At 47.7% G+C, this 26,905-nt stretch carries 31 protein-coding genes and 1 tRNA gene; 9 read left to right on the plus strand and 23 right to left on the minus strand.

What is annotated here, in order from left to right:
• The first annotated feature begins 158 nt into the window (after positions 1–158).
• The 5 genes from pheS (at position 159) to H7F15_RS02320 (ending at position 3,493) form a co-directional block, all read left to right on the plus strand.
• On the plus strand, positions 159–1,184 hold the full coding sequence (gene pheS, locus H7F15_RS02300) for a phenylalanine--tRNA ligase subunit alpha (protein ID WP_185195322.1): 1,026 nt from the start codon (positions 159–161) through the stop codon (positions 1,182–1,184).
• A 104-nt stretch (positions 1,185–1,288) separates the two neighbouring features.
• Positions 1,289–2,146, plus strand: coding sequence for a 3-hydroxyacyl-CoA dehydrogenase NAD-binding domain-containing protein (locus H7F15_RS02305; RefSeq protein ID WP_185195323.1), 858 nt, complete (start codon positions 1,289–1,291; stop codon positions 2,144–2,146).
• Positions 2,091–2,552, plus strand: a complete 462-nt coding sequence (locus H7F15_RS02310; protein WP_255481035.1) for a hypothetical protein — start codon at positions 2,091–2,093, stop codon at positions 2,550–2,552. Before H7F15_RS02305 ends, H7F15_RS02310 begins: the two co-directional genes overlap by 56 nt.
• Before the next feature lie 132 nt (positions 2,553–2,684).
• Positions 2,685–2,758: transfer RNA gene (locus tag H7F15_RS02315), tRNA-Asn, on the plus strand.
• A 528-nt stretch (positions 2,759–3,286) separates the two neighbouring features.
• The gene (locus H7F15_RS02320; protein ID WP_185195462.1) at positions 3,287–3,493 is read left to right on the plus strand and encodes a hypothetical protein; all 207 of its coding nucleotides are present in this window, start codon (positions 3,287–3,289) and stop codon (positions 3,491–3,493) included.
• Between the two features lie 32 nt (positions 3,494–3,525).
• Here H7F15_RS02320 and H7F15_RS02325 read toward each other — a convergent pair whose 3' ends face one another.
• From H7F15_RS02325 to H7F15_RS02355, 7 genes are all read right to left on the minus strand, one after another.
• Complete coding sequence (locus tag H7F15_RS02325) at positions 3,526–4,134, minus strand: sterol desaturase family protein (RefSeq protein ID WP_185195324.1); 609 nt, start codon at positions 4,132–4,134, stop codon at positions 3,526–3,528.
• Positions 4,135–4,235: 101 nt separating this feature from the next.
• Positions 4,236–4,742, minus strand: a complete 507-nt coding sequence (locus tag H7F15_RS02330) for a shikimate kinase (RefSeq protein ID WP_185195325.1) — start codon at positions 4,740–4,742, stop codon at positions 4,236–4,238.
• Positions 4,743–4,831: 89 nt separating this feature from the next.
• A complete protein-coding gene (locus H7F15_RS02335) occupies positions 4,832–5,893 on the minus strand; it encodes an ABC transporter permease (protein ID WP_185195326.1) in 1,062 nt (353 codons plus the stop codon).
• A 59-nt stretch (positions 5,894–5,952) separates the two neighbouring features.
• Entirely contained in the window at positions 5,953–6,561 is a 609-nt protein-coding gene (locus H7F15_RS02340) for a hypothetical protein (RefSeq protein WP_185195327.1), read from the minus strand.
• Between the two features lie 116 nt (positions 6,562–6,677).
• Entirely contained in the window at positions 6,678–7,775 is a 1,098-nt protein-coding gene (locus H7F15_RS02345) for a BT_3928 family protein (protein WP_185195328.1), read from the minus strand.
• 47 nt (positions 7,776–7,822) lie between these two features.
• Positions 7,823–8,386: a hypothetical protein gene (locus H7F15_RS02350; protein WP_185195329.1), complete on the minus strand. Its 564-nt coding sequence runs from the start codon at positions 8,384–8,386 to the stop codon at positions 7,823–7,825.
• A gap of 169 nt (positions 8,387–8,555) precedes the next feature.
• The gene (locus H7F15_RS02355; protein ID WP_185195330.1) at positions 8,556–9,110 is read right to left on the minus strand and encodes a DUF1599 domain-containing protein; all 555 of its coding nucleotides are present in this window, start codon (positions 9,108–9,110) and stop codon (positions 8,556–8,558) included.
• 35 nt (positions 9,111–9,145) lie between these two features.
• Here H7F15_RS02355 and folP point away from each other — a divergent pair, with 35 nt between their 5' ends.
• Both folP and cdaA read left to right on the plus strand, forming a co-directional pair.
• Complete coding sequence (folP, locus tag H7F15_RS02360) at positions 9,146–10,012, plus strand: dihydropteroate synthase (protein ID WP_185195331.1); 867 nt, start codon at positions 9,146–9,148, stop codon at positions 10,010–10,012.
• Positions 10,009–10,848, plus strand: a complete 840-nt coding sequence (cdaA, locus tag H7F15_RS02365) for a diadenylate cyclase CdaA (RefSeq protein WP_185195332.1) — start codon at positions 10,009–10,011, stop codon at positions 10,846–10,848. The genes folP and cdaA overlap by 4 nt, the downstream gene beginning before the upstream one ends.
• Before the next feature lie 256 nt (positions 10,849–11,104).
• Here cdaA and H7F15_RS02370 read toward each other — a convergent pair whose 3' ends face one another.
• From H7F15_RS02370 to H7F15_RS02380, 3 genes are all read right to left on the minus strand, one after another.
• Positions 11,105–11,326: a PLDc N-terminal domain-containing protein gene (locus H7F15_RS02370; protein WP_185195333.1), complete on the minus strand. Its 222-nt coding sequence runs from the start codon at positions 11,324–11,326 to the stop codon at positions 11,105–11,107.
• A 120-nt stretch (positions 11,327–11,446) separates the two neighbouring features.
• Positions 11,447–12,637, minus strand: coding sequence for a glycine C-acetyltransferase (gene kbl / locus H7F15_RS02375; protein WP_185195334.1), 1,191 nt, complete (start codon positions 12,635–12,637; stop codon positions 11,447–11,449).
• A gap of 59 nt (positions 12,638–12,696) precedes the next feature.
• Positions 12,697–13,881 carry a hypothetical protein gene (locus H7F15_RS02380; protein WP_185195335.1) on the minus strand — a complete coding sequence of 395 codons (1,185 nt, stop codon included), beginning with the start codon at positions 13,879–13,881 and terminating at the stop codon, positions 12,697–12,699.
• A 328-nt stretch (positions 13,882–14,209) separates the two neighbouring features.
• Here H7F15_RS02380 and H7F15_RS02385 point away from each other — a divergent pair, with 328 nt between their 5' ends.
• Entirely contained in the window at positions 14,210–15,184 is a 975-nt protein-coding gene (locus H7F15_RS02385; RefSeq protein ID WP_185195336.1) for an NAD-dependent epimerase/dehydratase family protein, read from the plus strand.
• A 509-nt stretch (positions 15,185–15,693) separates the two neighbouring features.
• Here H7F15_RS02385 and H7F15_RS02390 read toward each other — a convergent pair.
• The 4 genes from H7F15_RS02390 to H7F15_RS02405 all read right to left on the minus strand — a co-directional run bounded on the left by H7F15_RS02390 (position 15,694) and on the right by H7F15_RS02405 (position 18,236).
• The gene (locus H7F15_RS02390; RefSeq protein ID WP_185195337.1) at positions 15,694–16,434 is read right to left on the minus strand and encodes a SprT family zinc-dependent metalloprotease; all 741 of its coding nucleotides are present in this window, start codon (positions 16,432–16,434) and stop codon (positions 15,694–15,696) included.
• 238 nt (positions 16,435–16,672) lie between these two features.
• Positions 16,673–16,867, minus strand: a complete 195-nt coding sequence (locus H7F15_RS02395; RefSeq protein ID WP_185195338.1) for a hypothetical protein — start codon at positions 16,865–16,867, stop codon at positions 16,673–16,675.
• Between the two features lie 18 nt (positions 16,868–16,885).
• On the minus strand, positions 16,886–17,428 hold the full coding sequence (locus tag H7F15_RS02400) for a YkvA family protein (protein ID WP_185195339.1): 543 nt from the start codon (positions 17,426–17,428) through the stop codon (positions 16,886–16,888).
• A gap of 169 nt (positions 17,429–17,597) precedes the next feature.
• Positions 17,598–18,236, minus strand: a complete 639-nt coding sequence (locus tag H7F15_RS02405) for a C40 family peptidase (RefSeq protein ID WP_185195340.1) — start codon at positions 18,234–18,236, stop codon at positions 17,598–17,600.
• Positions 18,237–18,502: 266 nt separating this feature from the next.
• Between H7F15_RS02405 and H7F15_RS02410 the strand changes: the two genes are divergently transcribed.
• Positions 18,503–18,895: a hypothetical protein gene (locus tag H7F15_RS02410; RefSeq protein WP_221626962.1), complete on the plus strand. Its 393-nt coding sequence runs from the start codon at positions 18,503–18,505 to the stop codon at positions 18,893–18,895.
• A gap of 20 nt (positions 18,896–18,915) precedes the next feature.
• Here the strand turns inward: H7F15_RS02410 and H7F15_RS02415 are convergent, their stop codons facing one another.
• The 9 genes from H7F15_RS02415 to H7F15_RS02455 all read right to left on the minus strand — a co-directional run bounded on the left by H7F15_RS02415 (position 18,916) and on the right by H7F15_RS02455 (position 26,831).
• Entirely contained in the window at positions 18,916–19,803 is an 888-nt protein-coding gene (locus H7F15_RS02415; protein ID WP_185195341.1) for a PIG-L family deacetylase, read from the minus strand.
• A gap of 11 nt (positions 19,804–19,814) precedes the next feature.
• Positions 19,815–19,997, minus strand: a complete 183-nt coding sequence (locus tag H7F15_RS02420) for a hypothetical protein (protein ID WP_185195342.1) — start codon at positions 19,995–19,997, stop codon at positions 19,815–19,817.
• A 21-nt stretch (positions 19,998–20,018) separates the two neighbouring features.
• Positions 20,019–20,333, minus strand: coding sequence for a putative quinol monooxygenase (locus tag H7F15_RS02425; protein WP_185195343.1), 315 nt, complete (start codon positions 20,331–20,333; stop codon positions 20,019–20,021).
• 25 nt (positions 20,334–20,358) lie between these two features.
• Entirely contained in the window at positions 20,359–20,787 is a 429-nt protein-coding gene (locus tag H7F15_RS02430) for a hypothetical protein (protein WP_185195344.1), read from the minus strand.
• A gap of 58 nt (positions 20,788–20,845) precedes the next feature.
• The gene (locus tag H7F15_RS02435; protein ID WP_185195345.1) at positions 20,846–21,265 is read right to left on the minus strand and encodes an SRPBCC family protein; all 420 of its coding nucleotides are present in this window, start codon (positions 21,263–21,265) and stop codon (positions 20,846–20,848) included.
• Positions 21,266–21,351: 86 nt separating this feature from the next.
• The gene (locus H7F15_RS02440) at positions 21,352–21,699 is read right to left on the minus strand and encodes a hypothetical protein (RefSeq protein ID WP_185195346.1); all 348 of its coding nucleotides are present in this window, start codon (positions 21,697–21,699) and stop codon (positions 21,352–21,354) included.
• Positions 21,700–21,808: 109 nt separating this feature from the next.
• Positions 21,809–22,729, minus strand: a complete 921-nt coding sequence (locus tag H7F15_RS02445) for a hypothetical protein (RefSeq protein ID WP_185195347.1) — start codon at positions 22,727–22,729, stop codon at positions 21,809–21,811.
• A gap of 413 nt (positions 22,730–23,142) precedes the next feature.
• The gene (locus H7F15_RS02450; protein WP_185195348.1) at positions 23,143–24,354 is read right to left on the minus strand and encodes a PepSY domain-containing protein; all 1,212 of its coding nucleotides are present in this window, start codon (positions 24,352–24,354) and stop codon (positions 23,143–23,145) included.
• Positions 24,355–24,440: 86 nt separating this feature from the next.
• Positions 24,441–26,831 carry a TonB-dependent receptor gene (locus H7F15_RS02455; RefSeq protein WP_221626963.1) on the minus strand — a complete coding sequence of 797 codons (2,391 nt, stop codon included), beginning with the start codon at positions 26,829–26,831 and terminating at the stop codon, positions 24,441–24,443.
• Positions 26,832–26,905 lie beyond the last annotated feature (74 nt).

Here is a 26,905-nt window from a genome sequence, read left to right on the forward strand (position 1 = left end):
AGAGGGCTGGGGTGAGGTAAATATTCCCCGCCTTAGACAAGGAGGGGTTAGGGGTGGTTGGACCAACAGAAACTATAAAACTATAACTAAGCTCCTTCCCTTGTTTTTAGGGAAAGGTTGGGATGGGGTAATCCTTCAATTTATTATCTTTGCATACTATGGTGGAGAACATACAACGAGTAGCACAAGAGATAGAGGCCGCCCCGCTTGGCAACGCAGCCGAGCTGGAGCAGTTTAGAATTACTTATATAGGTCGTAAAGGCCAGATTGCAGCCCTTTTTGATAACCTGAAAGAAGTTGCACCGGAGCAGCGCCGTGAAGTGGGTCAGCAGCTGAACCAACTTAAAAACCGCGCCCAGGAGCGTTTTGACCAGGCACAGGAACAACTGGCAAACAGCAATGAAAGCAACACCGATACTGGTTTCGACTTTACGCTGCCAACTATTCCGAACACGTTAGGCACACGCCATCCGTTGTCGCTGGTGCGCCGCGAGATCGTGCGCATTTTTGAGCGCATTGGGTTTAACGTAGCCGAAGGACCGGAGATGGAGGATGATTTCCACAACTTTACGGCACTTAACTTCCCGGAGAACCACCCTGCCCGCGAAATGCAGGATACCTTCTTCCTGAGCGAAGATAAGAACCACCTGTTGCGTACCCATACTTCCAATGTTCAGGTGCGCCTGATGGAGAATAACCAGCCACCCCTGCGCAGCATTATGCCGGGCCGTGTGTATCGTAACGAAGCTATCTCTGCCAGAGCGCATATGGTTTTCCACCAGGTAGAAGGCTTGTACGTAAACAAAGGCGTAAGCTTTAAAGACCTGAAAGAAACCCTTTACTACTTTGCCAAAGAGCTTTTTGGCCAGGATACCAAAGTTCGTTTCCGTCCGTCTTTCTTTCCATTCACAGAGCCAAGTGCCGAGATCGATATTTCGTGCCTGATCTGTAAAGGCGAAGGCTGTAACATTTGTAAGCAAACCGGCTGGGTAGAAATCGGCGGCTCCGGTATGGTAGATCCTGCTGTGCTGGAAAGCTGCGGCATCGACCCGAACGTATATTCCGGCTTCGCGTTTGGTATGGGCATCGAGCGTATTACTATGCTGAAGTACCAGATAAAAGACCTGCGCCTGTTCACCGAAAACGACGTGCGCTTCCTTCGCCAGTTTGAAGGGGTGATTTAATTGTTGATTGTTAAACTGTTGATTGTTGAGCTTCGCCTATAGTAAGCCGTTAACTATAACATCAGCTTTTTAACAATTAACAACCAACAACTAGCAATTAAACTATGAAATTCGAGGATATACAGACGATAGGTATAGTTGGTGCCGGTACGATGGGGCAGGGTATTGCGCAGATCTGTGCGCAGGCAGGCTATAAAACCATCCTGTTCGATATAAATGCTACTGTGCTCGAAAAGGCGCAGCAAACCACCGCAGCAAATCTGGATAAGGGCATAGAGCGTGGCAAGCTAACTATAGCTGAGAAAGAAGCGACGCTGGCTAACCTTACTTTTACCGGCAATACGCTGGACCTGCATTGTGATGTCATTATCGAAGCGGTAGTAGAGCGCCTGGAAGTAAAGCAGAGCATCTTTAAAGAGCTGGCCGATATCAACTCTAACCAGACTATACTGGCATCCAATACTTCATCTATTCCGATTACGCGCATTGCGGCAGGTGTGCCCAATCCAGAGCGTGTGGTGGGGATGCACTTCTTTAACCCGGCCCATATTATGAAGCTGGTTGAAGTAATATCAGGAGCGGCCACTGACGCTGAAGTAGCGCATACGATAAAAAAGCTGGCCCAGAAGCTGGATAAAACGCCGGTTATGGCGCAAGATTCGCCGGGCTTTATCGTTAACCGTGTAGCACGCCACTTTTACGTAGAAGGACTGAAGCTGCTGGAAGAAGACGTAGCCGAAGTAGAAACCATTGACAAGCTGATGCAGGCCAGTGGCTTCAAGATGGGACCGTTTGAGCTGATGGACCTGATCGGTGTAGATACCAATTTCTCAGTAACCAGCTCCATGTTCGAGGCTTTCCACTATGATCCTAAATTCAGACCAAGCCGCATACAGCAACAGAAAGTTGACGCCGGCCACCACGGGCGCAAGTCTGGCAAAGGTTTCTACGATTATAAGTAGGCTTTTCGCGCTGCTGGCTATAGTTATAGTTAGTGCCTGTAGTTCTGATACCGTGCGGCCGGGCATACCTAATGTGCCGGTTAACGAGCAGATCAGCGTGAACAGTTTGCAGTACCCCATGCTGCGCCAGGACGGCGGTTATGCTTACATACAGGGCGGCTACCGTGGTATTATAGTGGTGCGCCAGAATGCCAGCACCTATTACGCTTTTGAGCGAGCCTGCCCTTACGACCCCGAAGCCAATTGCGGTGTGGTTTCGGTAGACCAATCGAACCTGTTTTTAACGCATAGTTGCTGTGGTTCGCAGTTTAATTTTCAGGGTGCAGTAACCTCGGGGCCGGCAGTTTATGGCTTGCTGCAATACCGCACCTCGCTTAGCAACAACATTCTTTACATCACCAACTAAATTTTTGCTTTGAAAGTCAGATTCTTATAAAAAAGTAAAAGATTTTTTAGCGACAGGGCTTGCATAATCGCCGGAAGGGCTGTAATATTGCATCATCATTCGGCGGTAGAGGCCGCCACTGAACATAAATATTCCTCCTTAGCTCAGTTGGTTAGAGCACCTGACTGTTAATCAGGGGGTCCCTGGTTCAAGCCCAGGAGGGGGAGCAAAAGCCACTCAGAAATGAGTGGCTTTTTTGCGTTCAGGGCTTTGGGTATCTCATCAGTAACATACCTTGCAAGCCGTTCTTCTGTGTTTTGCAGTCGCGTCGCGCTGCGAGACTTGCTTTACCTCATAGGCACAGCGGTTAAGTCCTCTGCAGGCTTTTGTTTTATGATAGGCATACGCTTTGGGGCTGGCGCAGATATAAACAGTACTCTCGGTGCTAACGGAGGTAGAAACTGCCGGCTTGGTACTTCTAATCCCCGCTGAAGCAAAACCGGCGCATACCATCAGCAGCATTAAAAGCCACAGGCGACTAAGGTTAAATAAGTGTTTCATAGCTATTATATATGGTTTTACTAATATAACTCATGTAGTTGTATTAATACAAGCTGCCAACATGCAAGCTATGTTTTGCTATGGCCACTGCAGGTCCTGCATAAATTCGCCTTCTGCAGTCATCTTCAACCTTTTGCCTGTATTTATAGTATCAACAGATAGGTATATTTTCATGTGACGGGTGATAAAACGCCATGAGAACACCTGTTGAAACTATAAAGGATAAAACTATGAATAACTTAAGGACATATTTACCAGCTCTGATCGTGGTGCTGATGCTGACCATGAGCAGCTGCGAACTGGTAGGAGATATTTTTAAAGCCGGCATGTGGACAGCCCTGATCATTATTGTGCTGATCGTGGTGCTGCTTGCCTGGATATTCCGGAAACTCAGAAGATAAAAAAAGGAGCCGAAAGGCTCCTTTTTCATTTCTTAGCGTTGCCGTTTGGGCATGGTTCCCAAAATGTAATCCCAGAGCGGCGACGATACCCCATAAGCTACTTCGGGGTCTTTATAGTGATGGATGCTGTGATGGATCCAGAGCGTTTTCAGGAAGTTTTTTGGTGGCGCGTAGGCATGAACCGCATAATGCACCCACAGGTACAACGCATAGCCAAATAACACACCCGCCAGAATTCCGAATACCAGTGGCCCGAAGATCAGCTTAAACACAAAGAACAGGAACGACGCGATCAGCACACTAACGATTGGCGGCATAGCCAGGCGCTCTTTGTCTTTGGGGTACTCGTGGTGGTTGCCATGGAAAGTGTACTGGATACGCGCTTTTACAGGCGTGTCGGTATCCATATGGAAGATGAAACGGTGCGCCGAATACTCCATCAGGCTGAAAATAAACCAACCCAGAAAGAACAGGCCGATCGATTCCAGCACATCCATAAAACCATAGGTAAGGCCATAATAGATCAAACCAACCGAGATGGCAATAAAAATAGTAATAGGAAGGGAAATGTGTGTTCTGGTGAGCCTTTCAAGAACAGGGTTCTCGAAGATCTGGGCTCTTCCTTTGTGATTGGGTTTCATAGTTTATTTTACGCTTTAGTTCTTTCAGGCCGCAAAACTAAATAAAATCAGAAAATGCTCCGATGCAGCGCTTAACCGCAGGTATAGTTTGGCTACCTGGTTTACAGCTGAAGCAACGCCAACAGTGCTTTAATAGTATACGGGGGCATTGCCAGTATGTGCTTTGCCTGCACATAAAACTGACGACGTTCTGCTAATGTTTTGCCTAAGAACGAGATTAGTTCGGCTTGTGTTTTGCCAGCCAGCAAAGGGCGCGTAGATAGGTCTGATTGTGAGAGCCTTTGGGCGAGCAATTCTGTTGGCACATCCAGGAAAAAAGTTTCTCCGGCCGCGTTCATCAGGTGCATGTTGTTATGGAAGCAAGCTGCCCCGCCGCCTGTAGCCACTACCGTTTGGCTAAAGTTGGTAACTATAGTTTGCAGCGCCTGATTTTCCAGTTCCCGAAATTTCTCCTGCCCATCGGTAGCAAAAATCTCAGCTATAGTTCTGCCTTCCTTTTCTTCGATAAAGGCATCCAGGTCCACGAAACTATAATTCAGCTTTTCAGCCAGCTCCCTGCCCAGCGTGGTCTTGCCACTCCCCATCATACCGAGTAAAAAGATTAACATCTTTTTTAATGATTAATTATGAATGAGTAATGAATAATTGTGGTCTGACATCATCTTGATATTAATCATTTATCATTATTAATTACTCATTAATCAAGTTTAACGCGTGGATCTAAGGCGGCGTAGAGCAGGTCTACGAAGATGTTGATAAGCACGAAGAGGAAAGCTACAAACAAAGTGGCACCCATTACCAGCGGGAAATCGAGGTTCTGAACGGCTTGTATGGTTACGGCGCCTAGGCCCTTCCAGTTAAAGATGTACTCGATGAAGAACGCGCCCGCCATAAGCGAAGCCATCCAACCCGAAGCTGCTGTAACCACTGGGTTCAAGGCATTTTTAAGGGCATGGCTAACTATAACTTTGCTTCGGTTCAGACCTTTGGCACGAGCCGTACGGATATAGTCCTGCGACATCACATCGAGCATAGAGCTGCGTGTGAGCTGAACTATAACTGCCAGCGGCCGAATACCCAGCGCAAAAGCCGGAAGCAGCAGGTTTTGCAGCTTCAGCTCTTTTCCTTCAAACGGGTCTATTTCGTATAGTTGTCCGGTCAGGCTCAGGCCGGTCCAGTCGCTCCAGTAAAAACCGAAGGTGATGGCAATAAGAATAGCCGCTACGAAAGACGGTACCGAGATGCCCAGCACGGATGTGGTGATGAGTGTATGATCTAATGTACTATGTGGTTTAAGCGATGCCAGTACCCCGAAAAGGATGCCGAATACGGTAGCGATAAGCATGGCAGCCACAGCCAGCCACAACGTGCCCGGGAAATGATCTAACAGGATATCGGTTACAGATTTATTGCTCTGGAACGAGCGGCGCAGGTAAGGCGTTTTCCACACCAATACATCATCGCCAAAATCAACTATAGTTTTGTACTCATACTTCTGCTGGTTGGCTTCCGTATCCTCATGCACCGAGAGCGGCGACACATCGTTTATATAGTACAGCAATTGCGCCGGCAGCGGTTTATCCAGGCCCAGGTCTTTGGTAATGGCTTCGCGGGTGCTAAGGTCGGAGCGCTGGCCGGCCAGCATCGCCACCGGATCGCCGGGCAGTACGTTAAACAGGAAGAATACCGCCACCAGCACACCCAGCATGATCAGCAGGCCGTGCCCCAGTCGGCTAAGTATAAATCCTATGAATTTCATCTATTTAATGGCTGAATTGTTAAATGGCTGAATTGTTAATCTCTGTTCACTAGCTATAGTTAGTTTTTACTAAAGTCTATTCGGTCAATAAGCTGCTTTGGTAAAAGCTTACCAAGCATAACCTTCTGGTCCTTGTCTACAACTACAAATCGCCAATCTGTTTTTCCATCTTTTGAGACAGCATAAACGTCTTTTTCAGCATAAATATCATAGAACTCAGTCTTCTCATCATACTTAACATTTCCTTCGCCAAACATTTTTTCAAATGAAAGTTTCATCAGGTTTATTCTGAACTTTTGCTCATCTTCAGTCTCAGTTTTCACATCAGCATTATTAAACTTCATCTTTAGCACATTAGAGTACTTTAGGAGCATGTAATGCTTGTCGTCAATCTTTTCAGTATCTCCGGCGTGTAGTATCTTAGGTTCTGTGATGTTAAACTCCATAGAAGGGTCGCTGAAAACTTTCTCCATTGCCATAACCATCTGACTTCTCGGAACAATCTCAAACAACTCATCAGGAGCGTAATCCATCGCTTTGTTAAAGTCTTTACTGATCATGTAATTTAGATATTCTGTTAACCTTGCTTCAACAGCTTTCTTATTATCCTGCGCAAAGGCAAAAGAGGACACAAACAGTAACAGTACCAGTAGTAGTTTTGCTTTCATATTTATCTCTAAAGTATAGTTCTTATACTTGTCATTTCGAGCCTTAGCGAGAAATCTATCTCAAATTCTAAATAGATCTCTCCTGACGTCGAGATGACAATGTTGAGTAACGATTATCAATTAGCAAGCGCCGCCTTTACTTCTTCTATAGTTGGTGTGTTGTTATGGTGCCACAGGCCTTTGGTGGTGCCGTCTTTTAGTAGCCAGATGCCCGGGTTGGCGCGCATAATTGTTTTCAGTACCGTATGGTCGGCGAAGTAGTAGGGGGCAGCCAGGTTTACTTCGTGGCGGAACATCTCGAACTCCGGCGCGCTGCTGCTGGTTAGCACCATTGGGGTAATACCTTCTTTCTCAGCGGCGGCTATCAGGGCGTTTATGCGTTCAAAATCGTCGGTGTCGGCTTTGGCTACGCTGTGTATTATAACGATAAGCTTGTTGCCGGTCAGCACTTCCTGGGTATAGTTGCCTTCGTCGGTCCAGACGTTAAAATCGGTGATCTTCGGGCCGTCCTCCGGGTTAACGGCTACCATTTCTTTAAAGGTCCAGGTAGTGTCGGTCGGGTATTCTGTGAACTCCTGCTCCTGGCCACCTTTGGTCATAATATACTTGTACTTCAGCGGTGCCGATGGCTTCATGAGCGTCGGGATATTATTACCGATCTTATAAGCGCGGAAGTCGATGTAAGGCAGGTTCTCGTAAGCAAACCAGCCAATGCCCACCGAAAGGATAGCCGTAAGTGCCGTTATAGTTGCCCCCACTTTCTGGCTGATAAATGGCTGCAGGTAACGTTGTGTCATCAGCAGCACAATGATCATCACAAGCAGCACAATGTCTTTGGTAAACGACTCCCACGGCGTAAGTTTAATGGCGTCGCCGAAGCAGCCGCAGTCGGTTACTTTGTTAAAATAGGCCGAATAGAACGTCAGGAAGGTGAAAAACACGATCATGGCCAGCAGCAGCCAAAGCACTTCTTTCAGTTTCCAGCGCACCAGCAGCGCCACGCCCAGCACAATTTCAAGCGCACTCAGGAAAATAGACAGAAACAGCGCAAACGGCTCCAACGATTTAAAGAACGGCGCAATGTCCGTCGAGAAAACTTCGAAATACTCCTCCAGTTTAATGGCAGTGCCAACCGGGTCGTTTATCTTGATCAGTCCCGAAAAGATGAACAGCACGCCCACAAAGAGCCAGAAGAATTTGGTGATGTATTTCATGGTTCTGCTTTCAGTTAGAAAGTTAGAGAGTAAGAAAGTTAATAAGTTTATAGTTTGTCTTTACTGATATTACAAGGATTGTCTAAATCAGAAAATTGGGTTTCTCCATTTGTGCCCTTTACCAATACATAAGGGCTTTCAGCTTCCTTAAAAATGGTATCTCCTTTTTCAACAAAATCAAACAATTCTGGAATAGCTAAAGTTAGCTCTGTTTCTTTAAAAGTTGACCCATTCACATTTATTGTTAAAGTCTTGAGTGCATGGTTTGGCTGGTCAATATATTTCTCAACTACTACTCCCTGAACAGAATGAGCTAAGTAATCATTATAGCGCCGACACTGCCATTCACCAACGGATTCTGCGCCTGTTATGAAGAAAACAAACATTAAAAATGGGCTTGCAATTGAAGCTAATAGTAGAGTTGCATATTTTCTCTTTTTGACGCTGTCTTCTGTATCAGATACAAGATCAAACATCTTTACATAGTCAGCCGGGCTAACAAGTCCACTTACTTTATATCCTTTCTGCTTAAGTATCTCCTTCATCCAGAATAAGAACACTATGCTAAGCATAGAAAAGGAGATAGCGAGAATCAGGTTAACAACATTCATATCAGGCTGTTTATAAAGTAAGTTGAAAAGTAACTATAAACCCCACTGTCATCTCGAACAAGGTGAGATATCTATCTCAGATTCTGAATAGATTTCTCGCTGCACTCGAAATGACAATTATAGAAGCAACTATAATTGGTAACTATAGCACTCAACCACAAAGTATAGTTTACTGCACCTTCTCCGCCGCACCCAGCTTTATCAGCGCGAAAACGGCGTAGTTGATCATGTCGCGGTAGTTGGCTTCTACACCTTCCGAGATCAGGGTCTGGCCTTCGTTGTCTTCGATCTGCTTGGTGCGGTATAGTTTCATCAGGATAATATCGGTGATGGAGCTAACACGCATATCGCGCCAGGCTTCGCCGTAATCGTGGTTTTTGGCCGTAAGCAGCTTTATATTCTCTTCGATGTGGTGCGTGTACTGGCGCTCTACTTCTTCGGCTGGCAGGGTTTGTTCGGCATCGGCTGGCAGGCTAAGCTGCATCAGGGCAATTACGCAGTAGTTTATAATGCCTACAAACTCATCGCGGATGTCGTCTTCTACCAGCTGCTTGCCCTTCTCCTGGATAGAGCGGATGCGCTGCGCCTTGATAAAGATCTGATCGGTAATAGAAGGTAGCCGGAGCACGCGCCAGGCCGTGCCATAGTCTTTCGTCTTTTTAACAAAAGTATCTTTGCAGCGCTGTACTACCTGATTATATTCCTGGAGTGTTTGACTAATCAACTTTTTAGTTTTAATTTTAAAATCAATAGACCTAAATGCCTACATTGGATTCGAAAGATACGCTTTTTAAGAAAAAATCCACACTCAATTGCCGCGGAAAGCTCCTCTCGCTGGACACGCCGCTGGTAATGGGCATTCTCAACCTTACCCCCGATTCTTTTTACCCCGGCAGCCGCCTGAGTTCTACTGAAGAAGCCGTTGAACGTGCCCGTGTAATGCTCTCTGAAGGGGCTGACATCCTCGATATTGGCGGTTACTCCACACGCCCCGGCGCAGCAGAAGTTTCGTCGCAGGAAGAGCAGGATCGTTTGATACCCGCCATTGAAGCTATAGTTAAGGAGTTTCCGGATGTGGTGATTTCGGTGGATACGTTCCGGGCCGATGTGGCAGAAGCAACTATAAAAGCCGGTGCAGCTATAGTTAACGATGTGGCAGGTGGTACGCTGGATGACAAGATGTTTGAAACTGTAGCCCGGCTGCAGGTACCGTACATTTTAATGCACATGCGCGGCACGCCCCAAACCATGCAAAGTATGGCCAACTATAGCAATGTAACTATAGAAGTATTGGACGAACTGCAGCAGCAGGTGGCTAAATTCACAAAGCTTGGCGTTAACGATATCATACTGGACCCCGGCTTTGGCTTTGCAAAAACGACAGAACATAACTTTGAATTACTGAACCGTCTGGAAGATTTCCGTATATTGGGTTTACCTGTGCTGGTGGGTATGTCGCGCAAATCGATGGTATACAAAACGCTGGGCATTCACCAGACCGACGCCTTAACTGGTACTATAGTTGTGAACACCATTGCGCTGATGAAAGGAGCCAATATTTTGCGCGTACACGACGTAAAAGAAACTAAGCAGGCAGTAGAACTATACAAGAAAACAACACTTTGACATTCTTATTCACGATAGGGTTTTTAGAGATCGAGCTGCTCGATGTAATTGATATACTGCTCGTAACCGCGCTGTTGTATCAACTATACAAGCTGCTGACCGGTAGCGTTGCGCTCAAGATCTTCTTAGGCCTGCTCTCTATTTACCTGTTGTACCTGGTGGTGCGTGCTGCCGGCATGGAACTGCTCAGTATTATTCTGGGCCAGTTTATGGGCGTAGGTGTGCTTGCCGCCATCATCCTTTTCCAGCCCGAGATCCGTCGTTTTCTGTTAATGATCGGTAAAACCACGGCTCTTAACCACGAGCGTTTCTGGGGTTTCCCGTGGCGCCGCGACACCTCCGAAAAGCTGAGCCTTACGCCGTTTATTGAAGCGGCCAAATCGTTGGCTGCCAAGAATACAGGAGCCCTTATTGTGTTTGCCAAGAGCTCTGAACTGAAATACTATGCCGAGTCGGGGGATCTGATTGATGCAGTTGTTTCGAAGCGATTGCTGATGTCGATCTTTAACAAGAACAGCCCGCTGCACGATGGCGCCGTGATCATAGCCAACAATCGCATTAAAGCGGCCCGCTGCATTCTTCCAGTGTCTGAAAACCAGGAAATTCCGGCATCTATGGGCTTACGCCACCGTGCGGCCATCGGCTTAACCGAGATCACGGACAGCATTGTGTTAGTCGTTTCGGAAGAGACCGGCCAAATTGCTTTGGTGCGTAACGGCGAAGCTTTTCGTAACCTGTCATCTGCCGACCTGCGCGTAAAGCTCAACCAGTTCCTGTTCGATACCGACCAGCGCCCAACTATAAGCCCTTCCGAGAAATCTGTAAGTGCTGCCTAATAAGACCGGTGATTAAGGGGATTTTTCTGATTTTCAGGATCTCTGTCTGAACCGGGATTTAGGTGGATTTTTGGGATTAACCGGAATGTAGAGACGCAATACTCTGCGTCTCCGCTATGGAACGATAGGCTCAACTATAGTTTGACGGTGCATTACAACTACACCCCAGCGAGTCTGGAGACTAGCGCTCGCTGCACGTCACCGGTCAGATACCTGCGCCAGTTTGAAGTCATAATAATCAGAGAAATCCCTTAAATTACCGGTATGTGCGCCTTCTCCACATTACCCAATACGCTACCAGCCCAACTATAGGCAGCAGCCACAGGGCCAGCATCCAGAGTAGTCGTTCCTTCAGGTTGTAATCCGATTTAAAGATCAGGTGAATAAGCGACACCAGCGCCCCGGCGTAATAAATAATGAGTAAGGTTACGATGATACTATAAGCCAAAGGGCTAAGGCTAGGAGTGACAATTTCCATGTGGTGTCTGTTGTTTAAACGTCAAGTTAGCAAATCCGAAGCATAAAAAAAGCCACTCCTATAGTTGGAGTGGCTTTCTGTAATTATTATTAAACTGGTGCGATGGTAAACTATAGTTGCTTACTTTATCACACCCAGTTCTTTGCCCACTTCGGTAAAGGCGGCAATACACTTATCAATATGTACACGGTCATGCACAGCTGACAGCTGCACACGGATACGGGCCTGGCCTTTTGGTACAACCGGGTAATAGAAGCCGATCACGTAAATGCCTTTATCCAGCATGCGAGCCGCAAATTCCTGGGCAAGCGGGGCATCATACAGCATTACCGGCACAATCGGGTGGTCGCCTGGCTTAATATCGAAACCGGCAGCGGTTATCTGCTCACGGAAATATTTGGTGTTCCACTCCAGTTTATCGCGTAGCTCAGTAGTTGAGCTCAGCAAGTCAAGCACGGCGATAGAGGCGCCAACTATAGATGGAGCCAATGAGTTAGAGAACAGGTAAGGACGCGAACGCTGACGCAGCATATCGATGATCTCTTTGCGGCCGGATGTAAAACCACCCATGGCACCGCCCAACGCTTTGCCCAACGTACCGGTAATGATGTCGATCTTGCCCATTACGTTGTGGTACTCGTGCGTGCCGCGGCCCGTTTTGCCCATAAAGCCCGTAGAGTGCGAATCATCTACCATCAGAACAGCCTTGTATTTGTCGGCAAGCGCTACAATCTTATCCAGTTGTGCTACGGTCCCATCCATCGAGAAGGCACCATCGGTAACTATAACGCGGTGCTTGGCGCTCTGGGCTTCCTGTAGTTTAGCTTCCAGGTCTTCGAGGTTGTTGTGCTCGTAACGGAAACGCTGCGCCTTGCACAAACGCACACCATCAATGATCGATGCGTGGTTCAGGGCATCAGAGATGATAGCCGAGTCAGCATCAAATAATGGTTCAAACACACCTCCGTTGGCATCAAAGGCAGCTGCGTACAGGATAGTATCTTCCGTACCTAAAAATTCAGATAGTTTACGCTCCAGTTCTTTGTGGATATCCTGGGTACCGCAGATAAAACGCACCGAGCTCATGCCATAACCGTGTGTATCAATAGCGTTTTTGGCTGCTTCAATTACCGCTGGGTGTGCCGACAGGCCCAGGTAGTTATTCGCGCAGAAGTTAAGCACATGTGCCTGCTGCGTTGTGTCGATGTCAGCACCTTGTGGGGTGGTAATGATGCGCTCTTTTTTATATAATCCGGCAGCTTCAATCTCTTTCAGTTGCTGTACCAGATCCGGTTTTAAAGTTTCGTACATGGTTTCGTTATTCGTTTATCGTTGTTCGTTACTCGGTCTGAATTTACTATAAACTATAGTTATACGCCGCTTGCATTGCCAGGCTCATCGGTTTTTGGCGGTGGCCTCCGGATGATGGGCCTTGGGCGAGGCGGCTTTGGTTTTATCGGTTCATCTGTTGGCTCCTGCGCAGGCGTTTCCGGTGCTATAGTTTGCGCAGCAGGAACTTCGGATTCAGTTGCCTTTTCTATAGTTGGCTGCGCCGGTTCTTCCGGTTTGTCTTCAGCTATAGTTTGTTCAGCAGCTGGTGTCGGTCGTTTAATAACCGGGCGCGGTCTTGGCGGCTTCGGTTTCTCAGCTTCCTGGGTCGGCTGAGCTATAGTTTGCTCACTGGCAGTCGTTTCCTCAGGTTTAGCTTCTTCAGTAGCCGGTTTCTGCAACGCAACAGGGCGTTTGATCACCGGTCTCGGGCGGGCTGGTTTAGGCGTTTCTGTGGCTGCTGCTGCTTTTGCTGGATTTATAGTTTCCGGTGTGCCTGTAGTTTCAGCAGGTTTATCTTCAGTTGGTTTCTGTAGTGACGTTGGTCTTTTTATAACAGGGCGTGGGCGCGGTGTTGCTGTTTCAGGCTTTGCTTCCGCAGCCGGAACTATAGTTGTGTCTGGTGCTGCCTCCTGTTTTGGGGTCTCTGCTTCAGTTCCAGGTTTCTGTAATGCAGCCGGTCGCTTAATTACCGGTCGTGGACGGGCAGCAGGAGCAGGGCTATCGGTTACTGGTTTTACTTCTGTAGTTTCTTCTTCTGTTGGTGCAGCCGGTTTGCTGATAACAGGCCTTTTTATAACCGGACGCGGCTTGGCTGGCTCAGCAGACTTGTTTGTTTCAGTTGTTTCCGGTGCTGTGGTTTCGCCTTCGGCTATAGTTGGTCTGGCTATAGTTGGGCGTTTCACTACAGGGCGTGGTTTTGGAGCGTCTTCAGTTGCAGCTGTTTCCTGTGGAACAGTTGGTGTTTCTGTAGTTGTTGCAGCCGGTGCAGCACGCCGCATTACCGGGCGTGGTGCTGCCGTAGCCGGCGCCGCTTTCGGAATGTCCTCTTCTTTTAAATGATAGCGCAACCGTACGTCGTTTATCACCATCTTTACGGCCACATAAAAGCTGTTGGGGTGCATCTGAGCGTACATATCCTGCCAGGCCGCAAAACGGCCGGGGTCGCCGGCGGCAAATGCAGCCTGGTTAATGCGCTTCTTTACAAGATATTCTTCAAACGTCATGCGGTATCCATCAAGCCATTGTGGCTCATACGTACAAATATAGGAAAATCCGGTGCGCAAGCCAGTACGGTAGTGGTTCGTTTTGCAGCCATATTATTTAATCTTTAAGTCTGCTGCCAGCTATTCCGGGACTCAGCTACCGGGCTTACCTTTGTTGCAAGGTGAGTAAAAAGTTAGATTAGTTTGGTAAAGGAGAGCGATGGCAACCGGCTTCGCTCTTTTTGCATTTAGGCAATAATCTTCTGCAAAGGCATGTGTTTCTTATAGTTTATACTTTCAGGATTGCACTGAAATAAGTTACTTTGCGTAACTGATTTTTTCTTTAACTATGGCAAACACAAGCGACACGGTATTGGTGATTGGTGCCTGCGGGCAACTTGGCTCTGAGCTCACCCTGGAGCTGCGTAATATGTACGGCGGAAGTAATGTAGTGGCAGCAGATATTGCAGCACCCAAACAAGCCGACCTGCGCGATTCCGGACCCTTTGAGAAGATAGACGTGCTGGACCCCAAAGCAATGGGCGAACTGGCCGCAAAATATAAATTCAAGCAGATCTACCACCTGGCAGCCGTGCTGTCGGCAACCGGCGAGAAGAACCCAAAATTTGCCTGGAAGCTGAACATGGATGGCCTGTTTAACGTGTTGGATCTGGCCCTGGAGCAGAAAGTGGAGAAAGTTTACTGGCCAAGCTCTATCGCTGTTTTCGGCCCGAACACCCCACGCCAGAACACGCCGCAGCATACCATCATGGACCCGAACACGGTATATGGTATCAGCAAGCAGGCAGGTGAGCGCTGGTGCGAATATTACTTTGAGAAATACGGCCTGGATGTGCGCAGCCTGCGTTACCCTGGCCTGATCGGGTACAAAGCGTTGCCGGGCGGCGGCACCACCGATTATGCCGTAGATATTTACCATCAGGCGCTGGAAAGCGCCAGCTACGAGTGCTTCCTGAGCGAGAATACCTACCTGCCAATGATGTACATGCCGGATGCCCTGAAAGCTACCCTGGACCTGATGCACGCCCCGACCGAGCAGGTGAAAGTACGCAGCTCGTATAACCTGAGCGCCATGAGCTTCTCACCAAAAGAGATCGCAGCTTCTATCCAGAAACATATCCCCGAATTTGAGATCAGCTACAAGCCAGATTCGCGTCAGCAGATTGCCGATTCGTGGCCACAGAGCATAGACGACAGCGCCGCACAGCAGGACTGGAACTGGAAACCAGCTTACGACCTGGATGCCATGACCGCCGATATGCTCCTGAACCTGAAAAAGATGAAAGAAGAGCAGACGGTTTAAGGTTTGCTTTTACCTCCCCCCAGCCCCCTCCTAAAAACAGGAGGGGGTTTTTGTTTGTCTGAACCGCTGATTAAGGGGAATTGTGGGAGTAGTGAGATAGAACTATAGTTCTATAGTTTGATGCAGCATATTTTGCTGGCGCGAGTTTCCAAACTCGTGACTAACTATAGTGTTGAGTCTCCCGACTCAATTGGCCCGTCAGGGACAGGCTGTGGCTATAGTTCTATAGCATTCCTTATCTAAGGAGGGGAACGTTTACTTACCATTCATCTTGTCATCCTGGAAGGCTCTTGTGAGAAGAGGCGTTAAGCCTTTGCCATAACACCCCTGCCCCTCTCAAGAGGGGAATTCCTGCTATAGTTGATACTATAGCCCCAAATAAAAAAGACGACACAGCAATGTGTCGTCTTTTAAGATACTTATAGTTCAGGACCCACAGCAAACTATAGTTGCCACTTAACCTGAATTCTTAAGTCTTGAAAATCTTAAAGTAGTTGTGTTCCGATAGCTTAGAAAATCGAGATCTTGTAATCTTTTAGTTTCTTGTCCAGGGCTTTGGAGTTGCCGCAGATTTTTTCCAGCAGTTTCCAGAAGCGGGGGCCGTGGTTTTTCTCTACCGTGTGGGCCAGCTCGTGCAGGATCACGTAATCGCAGAGGGCGTCGGGCAGGCGCATCAGGTGCAGGTTCAGGTTAATGTTGTTGGTATGCGAACAACTTCCCCAGCGGCCTTTTGCGTTTTTGATAAACACATTCTGGTAACTGAACCCGAACCGCTCTGCAAAAAAGGCAACACGCTGCGGCAGGTATTCCTTGGCCTCCTTGCGGTACGTTTCCTCCACCGATTTGCGGATGAACTTCTGCACCTCAGGATCTTTCTCGCTTTTGTGGGCAGGGTAAAATACGTTAATGTAGCCGTCTTCTATCACGCAACGCATAGTATACTGCGCATGCATCAGCAGGCGTAATTTGTGGAACCTGGTCCTGAACTCCGTGTCGGAATCGTAAACAGTAACTTTGGTTTCCTGTTCCTGCATGCGCTGCTGATGTTCACGTATCCAGTCGGCTTTGGTGTAAATAAGCTGCTCTGCCTTGTCGAAACTGATATGCGGGGGCACTGCTACTCTTACTCCTTTCAGAGGGCGTACACTAATGCTGATGCGCTTGGCTTTATCGCTGCGCTCGATCAGCACTTTCCCGATACCGTCAATGTGAACATTAACAGATGAGAGCTTTAAAAATGTTGTAGGCACCTTGGCTAAAAGTTAAAGTACAAAATCTCTAAAACCAAAGATAGAGAATTATTGCCTTAGCAATCCAATATATAGCGCCGTTTTTTCTTTTTTTATTTAGATAGATGTATTTGAATTGTACTATATCTGAAAGGAGTTAAGCCTGTTATGATGCCTTTGCAGGTAATAAAACAGCGTGTAGTATAAAAAAATACCCTGCCTTGCAGGGGCAGGGTATTGGACAAAATTTTCAGAAATATCAGCGGATGTTGCCGCCGGTGGTCATGTCATCGTGCCGGTTTTTAGGTACGCGGCTGCTGTCTGTAGTTGATGCGCGCAAAGTAGGCTCGCGGTTGGCTTTGCCAGTTCCGGCTACTTCCGGGTCCTGTTCCTTGTTTTGCGGCTGGGTGTTGGGTTTGTTTTGCTGGTCTTTGTCTTTCTTATTGGTTTCCATAGGTATAGTAGTTTAAGGTTATACATCTGTTTGCTTATCTACTTCTACGGTATTGTCCGGGCGGTCGGCGTACTTGGGTGTGCCAAAAGAGGTGTCGGCGTTGTGTGGGGCGCTGTTATGAGCCTCCTGACGCTGCTGCTCCTGCTGCTGCAGGTCCCACTCTTTAAAGCGGTCGAGCTCTGTTTTTATACTGGTCATAAACCAGGCCAGCAAGCTGGCGTCATCCAGCAAACCAACTACCGGTATAAAATCCGGTATCAGGTCGATGGGGGTAATAAAGTAAATGATAACAGCTACGCCACCTACCAGCGTGGTAGTGGGTATGCCTTTATACTCGCCGCCCACAGCAGACTTTATCATGCGCGAAAGCAGCTGCAGGTTTTCCCATGCTTCGGCGGCCAGGGTGCCCACACTTTTTTTCGCGGTCGCTTTTTTAAAGGCTTCGTTCAGGAGTCTGGTTACTTCGGCGGGGTGTTTAATGTAACGTTCTGCCTTCTCTATAAATCGTTGGAATAAAGAGCTCTGCGAAATTTTTTTACCGTCGGGTGCCTGGTTATCCATAGTTTTAATGTGGCTGTATGGTTATAGTTGGTGTGTGTTTCGGGGTGCAAAGTTGATAAACTATTAACAACCTACCTATACTTAGCGCTTATAAAATTGTTGTGCCGGCTGGCAAATAAAAAAGCTCTGCAGGTAGCTGCAGAGCCGGAACTTCTATAGTTGCCACGCCTTAGTTTACACGGCCGGCTGCATAATAGTTTCTGCTGTAAAATGGCTCCTTCAGCGAGCTTACCATCACCCCACCGTTGGTAGCAGAATGGATGAACTTACCGTTTTTAAGGTAGATGCCCACATGAAAAATTGGCTGCTTGGGGCCACGGCGGAAGAAAACCAGGTCGCCGGTGCGGATATTGTCTTTTTTGATGCGCTTCACATCCTGAAACATGGACTGGGAGCTGCGACTCAGATCAATGCCATACACTTCGCGGTAAATGCTGGTTACAAATCCGGAGCAATCGGTGCCTTTTTTAGAGCTGCGGCCGTAACGGTAGGGTGTTCCTAACCAGTCGGCTACCGTTTGGATAAGCGTTTTATTCTTGCTGCTGGCAAACTCCATCTTCAGCCTTTTCGAATAAAAAGATTCTGATTCTGGTTTGGGTTCGGGTTTTGGTTCCGGAAGCGTTACCAGTGGCTCCTGCGCCATAAGAGCAATCGCCAGGTCCTGGCCGGAGTTGATGGCGAGCGGCGAAATAGCGGCTGCCGGCTCTGCTTCAGGTAGCGCCGCCGACTCAGCAGGCGTTACTTCGTAAAAGTATGACAGGGCGAGCGACATGGCTGCCAGTATACTAAGGATGATGGTCTTTTTCATAAAGTTTGGCTTGTAGGCTCCTGCACTGCGCAGTGCCACAGTTTCACCTTATTTAAGCAGCGGTTTTTGCACTAAAATCGATTTAAACTACTGACAGGACATCCTGTTTTAAGCTGCTGCGGGCAAAAATAAGTACAAAAACATTAACAGCCAAACGGGCCACTTATTGTACCGGCCTGTAAATAAGATGCTTTCACCCTGCGTATATAGCCGTTCGCCCTTTGCGTTATAAGTATAGTTTAGGCTAATATTGAAAAAGGTACAAAATGGACTCCGAAAAAATAAACTATAAAATTGTAGAAAAGTCGTGGTTTGCGCGGATCGCACGCATGGTGTTAAAGAGCCGCAACGTAGCCATGGTGCTGGGCAAAAGCATACACCTGAGCGGTGTAGACAAGCAAACATTTTTGAACGACAAAGGCTGGTTTGAGCATGAGCTGTGCCATATCCGGCAGTTTCAGGAGCACGGGTATTTCCGGTTTTTGTGGCTGTACCTGAAGGAAAGTTACCGCGTTGGCTACTATAATAACAAGTACGAAGCAGAAGCCCGCGAAGCCGGCATGAAGCACAAACGCTTTTTCAGTGAGCAGCTTGAAAAAGAAACCGGCAACATTAAACCTACAGGCTTACCATTGCCGGCTGACGAAAAGAAAGTGTAACTATAGTTTATATGCGCCTGTTACTCCTTTGTTATCACCCTGAAAAACTCCCGGTCAAATACTTTAAAGTAAGTTTCGGCATCAAAGTCCTGGAACATGGGAATAAACTTGCCGATAGCATTAAGCTCCTCTTCACGGAACGAGCGGATAAACTCCATTTTAGTATTGGCCTGCTCCTGAATGTTAACCTGTGTGGTTGGTTCAGGCATGCCGTCGGAGTTATAAGCTTCCAGGGCCAGCATATACGGGTTGGGGTAGCCCCATTCTTCCAGCTGTTTGGTCAGGCGTTCTTTCAGGATCTTGTCTTCCATACTATCGGGGTACACGGTCTGGTAAATGTGCCCGGCTTTTATAGTTCCGGAATTAAACAGGTCGGCTACCAACTGGCTGATCAGCACATGCTCGGGGTGGCCGTAGCCGCCAATCTCGCTGTCCATGGTAAAGATCACGGTGGGGTTATAGTCGTTTATCTTTTGCGTTAAGAGTTGCGCGAGTTCTGCTTTGTTGAACACCTTGTCAATTTCGGCTTTGGCAATGGGCATGTAAGGCGCTTCGGTCTGGCTGAAATCGGAGCGGCGCTGGTCATGTGCTTTCCAGATAAATTCCACGTCATCCATAATCAGCTGTGCTGCCTGCACCAGGGCAGTGTCGCGCTCAGGGCTTTCGCTGGTAAAAGTGATCTGTTTTATATCCCAGCCATTTTGCTGTAGTTTGGCTATCGTGCCGGACATACCTACCAGGTCGTCGTCGTGGGCGGTAACTATAAGCGCCCGCTTTTGGGTGGCTGCGCTCAGAAATGTATCGTCCTGAAAGGTCTCGGTCGGGGCCAGAGCGGTTAAATCTGCTTCGGTGGGGCCGCCGCAACTATACAGGGCAGTAAGGCAGGCAAGGGCTAAAAGTTTGCGCATCGTTTTGGCTGTTAAAAGTTAAATTTCTCTTTACAGTAGTGCTGTTTTTCCACAACCGTGTTTCCGGCTGCATCTGTCGTCCGAACTATAGTTTCTTCGCATTCCTGGTGGTCGTTGCTTTTCCAGATAAAGAAAAGGGCGCTGCAGGTTAGCACAAGCGCAGCTATAAAGGCAAAGCGTGGTGTTACGGTCATGGGGCTGAACTATAGGTTATGTTAATTGATGCCTGTTCCGCCTAAGATTCGGAGCTCCTGCCCCTCTTGCGGCATGCTGGCAAGTATAGGCATGGCCTGCCCGATCAGTTCGCGCACGCCCGGCACGCTCAGCGAGTTGTCGTGGTCTTCTTTGCTGTCCCAGGCTTCGGTTACCCAAACGGCATTGTCGTCTTCTTTATCAGTGCTTATCAGGTATAGTTGGCAGCCTTTGGCCGTCGAAACCAGTCTGGAGGCCTCTAACAGGATAGCTGCCAGTTTATCGCGGTTGCCTTCGGAGGCGGTAAGTTTGCCGTGCAGGCCGTAGCGGGTGGTCATGTTGTACAGTTTTTTTAGTTATTGCTTAAGCTATAGTTTGGCGGGTTTTGTTGGGTGCCAGCTTGTAAGCCAGGTAAGCCATTGGCAGATAGGCGAATACCAGATCAACGATAGTATACCACACCGGCGAAGGCAGCATGAAAATGGTAGCAATACCGCCGGCCAGGAAGAACACGCCTATTGCCATCGCGAATTTGAACTTGTGGCTGGCGGCAACTATAGCAGCTACAAAAGCCCCTGCAAAAGTGCCCAGCGCATGCGCCAGAAACGGGAAAATAAAATGCTTCGGCTCAAACAGGTGCATGGCTGCTTTCAGGCCTTCGGAGGTGGTAACATCGGCGCCATCGGGTGGCGGAATAACAGTGCCGCTGATGTTAATAAGGCCCATGTTTACGATGCTGCCGATAACGATACCAGCAACTATGGCTAAAATGTTTCTGAGGAGGGTGTTCATGTGGTGTGCTATAGTTTGGGTCAGGTGTTTTGCGGTTCTTATTCAGTATTTATGGCTGTTAGTTTGCCTCTACGTAGCGCTTAAAGTTATCCAGTATCGCTTGCCAGCCGGCGCGTTGCATTTCCACATCGTTTTCGGTTTCCGCATCAAAAATGGTGGTTACCTTTGTTGAGGTGCCGTCAAGGTCTTTAAACTCGGTTCGCACCTGTCTGCCGTCAGCTAACGTGTAAATAAGTTTTTTCTGGTCTACCACTTCATCATAAACCGCCTCAAAATCAAACCCGAAGCTGCCGTCCTTGGCTTCCATTCTGGCAAAATACTTACCACCGGCACGCAGGTCGTTTTCTGCTTTGGGGCACTGCCAGTCTGGGGTGGCAAAGTTCCAGTTTGTAATGTGGGCCGGGTTTGTATAGTACTCCCATACCTTGCTTATGCCTGCGGCTATAGTTGCCGTAATCGTGATCTGTGTTTTCTCCATGGTTAGTTTATTTAGTTTAGTATGTGGGCTTTTGTGTGGTTGTTTTAGTGTGTATATGCGCTGTAGTTATTGGTGCGAGTGGAAATTTATGCCTTAATCCCAACTATACCGATATACTTTGCCTTTTCAAAGAACTCACGGCATGTCTTCTCATTTCCGGTTTCGCATAAGGTATTGCCATTGCAATCAGTCGGATTAATTGCCACATCCGCACAATGATTATCTAACACATAGTATTGCTTGTTCTGGTACTCATACAGCCGCAGGAAGAACTTACAACCTACATCTTCACCTTTGTAGCTGAGCATCTCATTTTGTTTCAGGTATGATTCCATGCAATCCGCAATACATGTAACTTCCTCTTTTTTATCGCAGCCCAAGCCTATAAAGGAAAGGATAATCAAAATGATGGATAAGCTTGTTTTGACTTTCATGGCCAGAATTGAGGCATAGATTTAATTTATTTCATTACGCACTAACGTGATCGTGTATACCCTGTGTGAGGCTTTCCGCTGAAGCATAAGGTATACACATTGTTGGTCCTTAGTATTTCTTATGCTCAATTCGCTTGTTATCTGACAACTCATACTCCGAGCCGTTATAGATGCCTACTAAGTATTCATCCAAAGCCCCTGATTCTGGTAGGACAATGTTTACAAGTAAGACTGGCATTCCGTTGATTTCTATTGGAGTTGGTAAAACGTCCGCAATCATATACTCCTCGTCCAGGCGCTTTAAGACTTTTATAGTGTTGTTCCTAAATTCAGTTAAGTATGAAATAGTCTTGCCATCTGCCTGATTGAATGCAATAAATGAGAGTACCAAATCGTAGGGCTGAACGCTCACATGTTGTTGATTCCAAATATATTCAGGCTTTATGTTTAGTTCTGCTTTTATCCTATCCGATAGGCCCTCATCCTGTATCGGATGGCTTGACATATCTTCAAGATTCACTTCATCGAAGCTGAGGCAATAGAATGATTTACCTTTTCCTTTAATGGGGCCTTCTGGTTTGTAAGTTGCTATGAACCCGTTGTAGAAAGAAATAAGGTACTCCGTTCTTACCAGCTTTGCACGTGCCACAAACTGGTGTTGTTCGTCATATATTTGAAGCACTTGAGGAAGTGAACTTAGATCAAACTCTTCTTTTGCCAGTTGCATAGGAAACTCATATCTAGCTAATTCATCCTCTTCATAAATCAAGGCCTCTCTTTTGTTACTTAATGCTTCAAACTCCTCAGAGGAGAGTTGCCGTTTCGAGTCCAGGAAAATGTAGAAGTCTCCAGTCTCTGGGAAATAGTCTATTTTGTTCAAATAGGTAGATGAGTCTAAACTAGATTCCTCATGTTCAGATTTATGCACTACATCTTGTTTATGCATCACATCTTGGGTTTCATTACTCTCCGTTTTGCTTGAACAGGAAAGTAACAATGTTAAAAGAACAATTTGATAGAGTGATTTCATTAATTCATATTAGGGCCAACTATAGTATAAACCACAACCTACGCTTATCTGCACTATAAACGTAATTGTTCATTTCATTAGACTGCACCTAAAACCATTGATCGGCCTAATATTGCAGCTTATATTTTATTTATACAATATAGTAGATTTAGCTGAACCTGGCAAACTGAAGGATAGATGAAAGGTATGGGCGGCAGGTGTAAGTAATTGTGTGGACTGAGGCTTGGAGGCAGTAAAGGTGGGTATTTTAAGGCATGGCAAGTGCAGAGGCGTATAAAAAACAAAAGGCTCCTTTTGCAAGGAGCCCTCGTTTATGAATAAGTTTATAAAAAACTTTTCAACTTTTAGCCATCCCTTTTTACGGGCGGGTTTTACCTAAGGTTACAGATTCCTGAAAAAAAATTAAAAAATTTTTAAGCGGCTGCAATTGATCGTGGTCTCTGCTTTTTCTTGCCCTTCTTTTTAAGCTTATTGATCCAGATTATAGTGCCTGTAACCGGTAAGCTGGTGGCTACCAGGCAGGCCAGGAAGTACAGGATCTTGGAGAACGTGCCGTATACATCGCCCAGGTGCAGCGGCTTTATCAACGATACGATCTGCTCGTTCAGGGGCTTTTCGGCGAAGATGTCTACTTTCAGGGGCAGGCCGTTGTGCTGGTCCAGCTGTACTTTGTCGGATGCGTTAAGGGCCATAAAGCCGGCTTTGCTCTTGGTGACAACTATAGCAGTGGTGTTGTTATCGGGCAGCGATATGCGCAGGTTGCCCTCGTAAGGCAGCAGTTTATTGGCTCTTGCTACAAAATCCCCGGTCGATAAGGTGGCGGCATCGGCTCCGGCAAAGGTAGCCATTGGTTTTTCTTTGCGGCCTTTAAATACCTCAGCTCCCATTACCTTGCCCAGTGCTTCGCGGTACCACTCAAACGACCAGCAAAGGCCTGTCAGCGCCATGATCAGCAGCAGGATAAAACTATAGAACCCAAAGGTGTTGTGCAGGTCGTGGTTAATGCGCTTCCAGTTGCCGCTTGTTTTTATTTTAAGGCCCTGCTTCCAGTTGCGCAGCTTTTTAGGCCACCACAGCACAATGCCGGTTAAGCAAAGTATCGCAAAAATGATGGTAGAAACCCCAACTATAATACGACCTACACTATCGCCCATCAAAAGCCAGCGGTGCATTTTCATTACCGTGCCAAAGAACTCGGATGCCGGGCCCTCGGTGGTGCCTAAAACGTCGCCGGTGTAAGGGTTTACAAAGTAGGTGGTTGGTCTTGGTCCGCCTTCGCCACCTTTGCCTTCCGCTTTTGCTCCGGGTTTGCCGGCAGGTTTTTCGGGGGCGGGAGGGGCTATGCTTACTTTGTAGCTTTCTTCTTTGGCAGCCGGTATTTCCAGGCTCACTACTTTGCCGGGTTGCTCCTGTTCCAGTCTGGCTATTAGCTCATCGGTTGGTATGGGCTGGGCAATGGCAGGCACATCCACGCTATATTTTTCAGGTTCCAGCAGCTGCTCAATATCCGCACGGAAAGTATAGATAGTGCCCGTAAGGCAAACTATAAACAGCACCAGGCCGCTGGCAATGCCCAGCCAAAGGTGCACATCGTTAAAAAGCTTGCGCAAACTATAGTTTTTCATGGAGTTAGAGAGCGTTTAGTGTTATAGGTGCTATAGAAAAAAGCTGCCGGTAAATATCGGCAGCTTTTTTATTATATGGAATAAGTCTAATTAAATTTATATGTCAGTACGCCGGCCACATTGCGGGGCTCTATCGGGTTAATGAAAGAGGTACGGTAAGCGTTGTAGCCACTGGCATCCAGAATGTTGTTGGCCAGCAGGCGCAGCCCGATGCTCTTATTGATCTGGTAGCTGGCCTGCAGGTTTACCGTAGTGTATGCTTTCAGGTTCCATGGCTTCTGGCCCGGCGTAATTTCGTGGTAATCTATACCGGCTTTGGTCCAGTCGTTTATCGGGCGCTCGCCTACATAGTATACGCCACCACCCAGCGACAGGCCTTTAAACGTGCCGTATTGCACCTGGTAGTTTGCCCAGAAGTTAGCAGTATGGTCCGGCGTATTTAGTGGCGACGAACCTTCTACAAACGTGGTGTGCTCTTTATACTTGGCGCTGATGCGGGCGTAACCGGCTATCAGTTCCAGGTTTTGCAGTACGCGGCCTACCAGCTCTACTTCCACACCTTTGCGTTCATCGTTACCACCTTTTATGTAATAAGGCATCTGTATCAGCACACCGTTGGCATCGCGTTCTACGGCCTGTATGTTCATGTTGCGGTTGTTTATCTTGTAGAGTGTCAGGTTAAAGCGAAGGCGGTTATCCAGCCAGTCCGATTTTATGCCTGCTTCCAGCTGGTCGATGCGCTCGTTGCCCAGTTCATTTCCATCCTTATCGAGGCGTGTAGCGGTGCGTGGGTTGGTGCTGTTGGTGTACGAGGCAAATACGTTCAGGCCTTTGTAAGGTGTAAGGATGATACCTGCCAGTGGGTTAATAGCATCACCTCTAACTATAGTTGCGTTGGCAGAGCTGCGGCTTTCGGTGGTGCTGTAACGTGCGCCCAGCATGGCTTTGGCCCACGGCGTAAACTCCATCACATCCTGTACCATAAAGCCTACACTGGCCTCGTTGCTTATAGTTGTGCTGTTGATCTTGGATGGTGCCGGCTTCGGCATTGTGTTCGGGATGTCGGTGTACACGTCAATAGTATCCATGATGGTGGAAGCGTAGGTTGGCAGCTCCAGGTTTGTTGTCCTGAAATCCATACCCGTCTGGAACGTGTGCTTGATAAAACCGGTCTTTACATCCTGGCCGATCAGGTCGAGCTGCACCACGGTGTTCTTATCCATGCGGTTAGACTGTGTGATGGAGCGCTGGCGCTGGTTGCCCGGCAGGATAAAGTTGCCATCGGCATCGCGCTTGCCCTGGCTCAGGCTGGTAGCAACTTCAGGCACCTCCAGGTTAGAACGGAAGAAAGCGGCACGCACGTTATAGTTGTCGCTTAGTTTGCGGTTCAGGCGGGCAGCAAAGGTGGTATTTTTAGTAATGGTGCGGTCTGTAGTAAAGCCCAGGAATTTTTCGAACGGCAAACTATAGATGTTGTACGTGTCGTCTGTTAAGGCTATAGTTCCGAGGTCCGGGGTGCGGCTGTCGTTCATATGGTCCATTTCCAGGGTCAGGGTGGTCATGTCATCGGGCTTCCACTCCAGCGACGGGTTAATGTAGAATTTCTCCAGTGATACACCTTTTCTGTAACTATCGGCACGCTCCAAAGCGGCATTCAGGCGGAAGGCAACCGTCCTGGATTGGTTTAAGGGGCCGTATACATCAAACGACGGTCGTACCTGCCCGAAACTGCCAACACGCAACGAAGCATAGCCGCCTTTCTCATATTTAGGTGTTTTGGTAACAATGTTCACAATACCGCCCGGGCTGCCCAGGTCGCCGGCTACACCTTGTGTAATAGAGCTGGCACCTTTCATTACCTGTATACTTTCCACGCCTTCCATATCAGTCAGCACGCCCACTCCCCTGAAATCGGAGTTGATGCGCACGCCGTTCTTTACAACCGGTATGCCCCGGAACCCACGCGAGGAGATGCTTTCGCGCTTGTTACCATAGGTAGCAAAGTTGTAAACGCCCGGCACGTTGCGGGTCACGTCGGTTATGGTCAGGGCGCCTTGCTCGCGTATCAGCCTGTCAGATACTACCGAGATGCTCTGGATCTGGTCGCTTGGTTTCAGGGGCAGGCGGGTAATTACATCCAGTTTCTCTGGTTGTCTGTCCGGCACGCCAAAAATCTCTACTTCGGCTATCTGGTTGCTTTTAGGCAGTAATGTAAACGAGAGGGTGGTCGTTTCGCCGGAGTTCAGGGTCACCTGTTGGGCGCTGCTTTCGAAGCCAAGCAGCAGGGCATGTGCTTTGTAAGTGCCGGCAGGCAGCCTGTTCAGTTCAAACGAACCGTCTTCTTGTGTCATGGTCCCGAAACTAGTGCCTTCCAAAACCACACTGGCAAATTCGATGGGGTTGCCGTTGGCGTCAGTTACTTTTCCGGTCAGGGTAGCACGGCTGTTGTGTTGTGCCGATAATATGCCGGGCATCATAAAGAGCAGGCATATAAGTGTAAACTTGTTAAACATATAGGTGGAATGTATACGAGTTGAGTTATGTTGTTTTT

The organism is Pontibacter sp. Tf4 (assembly GCF_014212495.1).
Taxonomy (GTDB): domain Bacteria; phylum Bacteroidota; class Bacteroidia; order Cytophagales; family Hymenobacteraceae; genus Pontibacter.

Bases quoted from the DNA above. Each gene is read 5' to 3' on its own strand.
- H7F15_RS02305 (WP_185195323.1), top strand. From the start codon at position 1,289: ATGAAATTCGAGGATATACAGACGATAGGTATAGTTGGTGCCGGTACG.
- H7F15_RS02405 (WP_185195340.1), bottom strand. From the start codon at position 18,236: ATGAAAAAGACCATCATCCTTAGTATACTGGCAGCCATGTCGCTCGCC.
- H7F15_RS02370 (WP_185195333.1), bottom strand. From the start codon at position 11,326: ATGGAAATTGTCACTCCTAGCCTTAGCCCTTTGGCTTATAGTATCATC.
- H7F15_RS02410 (WP_221626962.1), top strand. From the start codon at position 18,503: ATGGACTCCGAAAAAATAAACTATAAAATTGTAGAAAAGTCGTGGTTT.
- H7F15_RS02425 (WP_185195343.1), bottom strand. From the start codon at position 20,333: ATGACCACCCGCTACGGCCTGCACGGCAAACTTACCGCCTCCGAAGGC.
- H7F15_RS02445 (WP_185195347.1), bottom strand. From the start codon at position 22,729: ATGAAATCACTCTATCAAATTGTTCTTTTAACATTGTTACTTTCCTGT.
- H7F15_RS02335 (WP_185195326.1), bottom strand. From the start codon at position 5,893: ATGAAATTCATAGGATTTATACTTAGCCGACTGGGGCACGGCCTGCTG.
- H7F15_RS02340 (WP_185195327.1), bottom strand. From the start codon at position 6,561: ATGAAAGCAAAACTACTACTGGTACTGTTACTGTTTGTGTCCTCTTTT.
- kbl (WP_185195334.1), bottom strand. From the start codon at position 12,637: ATGTACGAAACTTTAAAACCGGATCTGGTACAGCAACTGAAAGAGATT.
- H7F15_RS02350 (WP_185195329.1), bottom strand. From the start codon at position 8,386: ATGAATGTTGTTAACCTGATTCTCGCTATCTCCTTTTCTATGCTTAGC.
- H7F15_RS02330 (WP_185195325.1), bottom strand. From the start codon at position 4,742: ATGTTAATCTTTTTACTCGGTATGATGGGGAGTGGCAAGACCACGCTG.
- H7F15_RS02345 (WP_185195328.1), bottom strand. From the start codon at position 7,775: ATGAAATACATCACCAAATTCTTCTGGCTCTTTGTGGGCGTGCTGTTC.
- folP (WP_185195331.1), top strand. From the start codon at position 9,146: ATGCCTACATTGGATTCGAAAGATACGCTTTTTAAGAAAAAATCCACA.
- H7F15_RS02435 (WP_185195345.1), bottom strand. From the start codon at position 21,265: ATGGAGAAAACACAGATCACGATTACGGCAACTATAGCCGCAGGCATA.
- H7F15_RS02450 (WP_185195348.1), bottom strand. From the start codon at position 24,354: ATGAAAAACTATAGTTTGCGCAAGCTTTTTAACGATGTGCACCTTTGG.
- pheS (WP_185195322.1), top strand. From the start codon at position 159: ATGGTGGAGAACATACAACGAGTAGCACAAGAGATAGAGGCCGCCCCG.
- H7F15_RS02385 (WP_185195336.1), top strand. From the start codon at position 14,210: ATGGCAAACACAAGCGACACGGTATTGGTGATTGGTGCCTGCGGGCAA.
- H7F15_RS02420 (WP_185195342.1), bottom strand. From the start codon at position 19,997: ATGACCGTAACACCACGCTTTGCCTTTATAGCTGCGCTTGTGCTAACC.
- H7F15_RS02320 (WP_185195462.1), top strand. From the start codon at position 3,287: ATGAGAACACCTGTTGAAACTATAAAGGATAAAACTATGAATAACTTA.
- H7F15_RS02415 (WP_185195341.1), bottom strand. From the start codon at position 19,803: ATGCGCAAACTTTTAGCCCTTGCCTGCCTTACTGCCCTGTATAGTTGC.
- H7F15_RS02400 (WP_185195339.1), bottom strand. From the start codon at position 17,428: ATGGATAACCAGGCACCCGACGGTAAAAAAATTTCGCAGAGCTCTTTA.
- H7F15_RS02380 (WP_185195335.1), bottom strand. From the start codon at position 13,881: ATGACGTTTGAAGAATATCTTGTAAAGAAGCGCATTAACCAGGCTGCA.
- H7F15_RS02440 (WP_185195346.1), bottom strand. From the start codon at position 21,699: ATGAAAGTCAAAACAAGCTTATCCATCATTTTGATTATCCTTTCCTTT.
- H7F15_RS02455 (WP_221626963.1), bottom strand. From the start codon at position 26,831: ATGATGCCCGGCATATTATCGGCACAACACAACAGCCGTGCTACCCTG.
- H7F15_RS02395 (WP_185195338.1), bottom strand. From the start codon at position 16,867: ATGGAAACCAATAAGAAAGACAAAGACCAGCAAAACAAACCCAACACC.
- H7F15_RS02430 (WP_185195344.1), bottom strand. From the start codon at position 20,787: ATGAACACCCTCCTCAGAAACATTTTAGCCATAGTTGCTGGTATCGTT.
- H7F15_RS02325 (WP_185195324.1), bottom strand. From the start codon at position 4,134: ATGAAACCCAATCACAAAGGAAGAGCCCAGATCTTCGAGAACCCTGTT.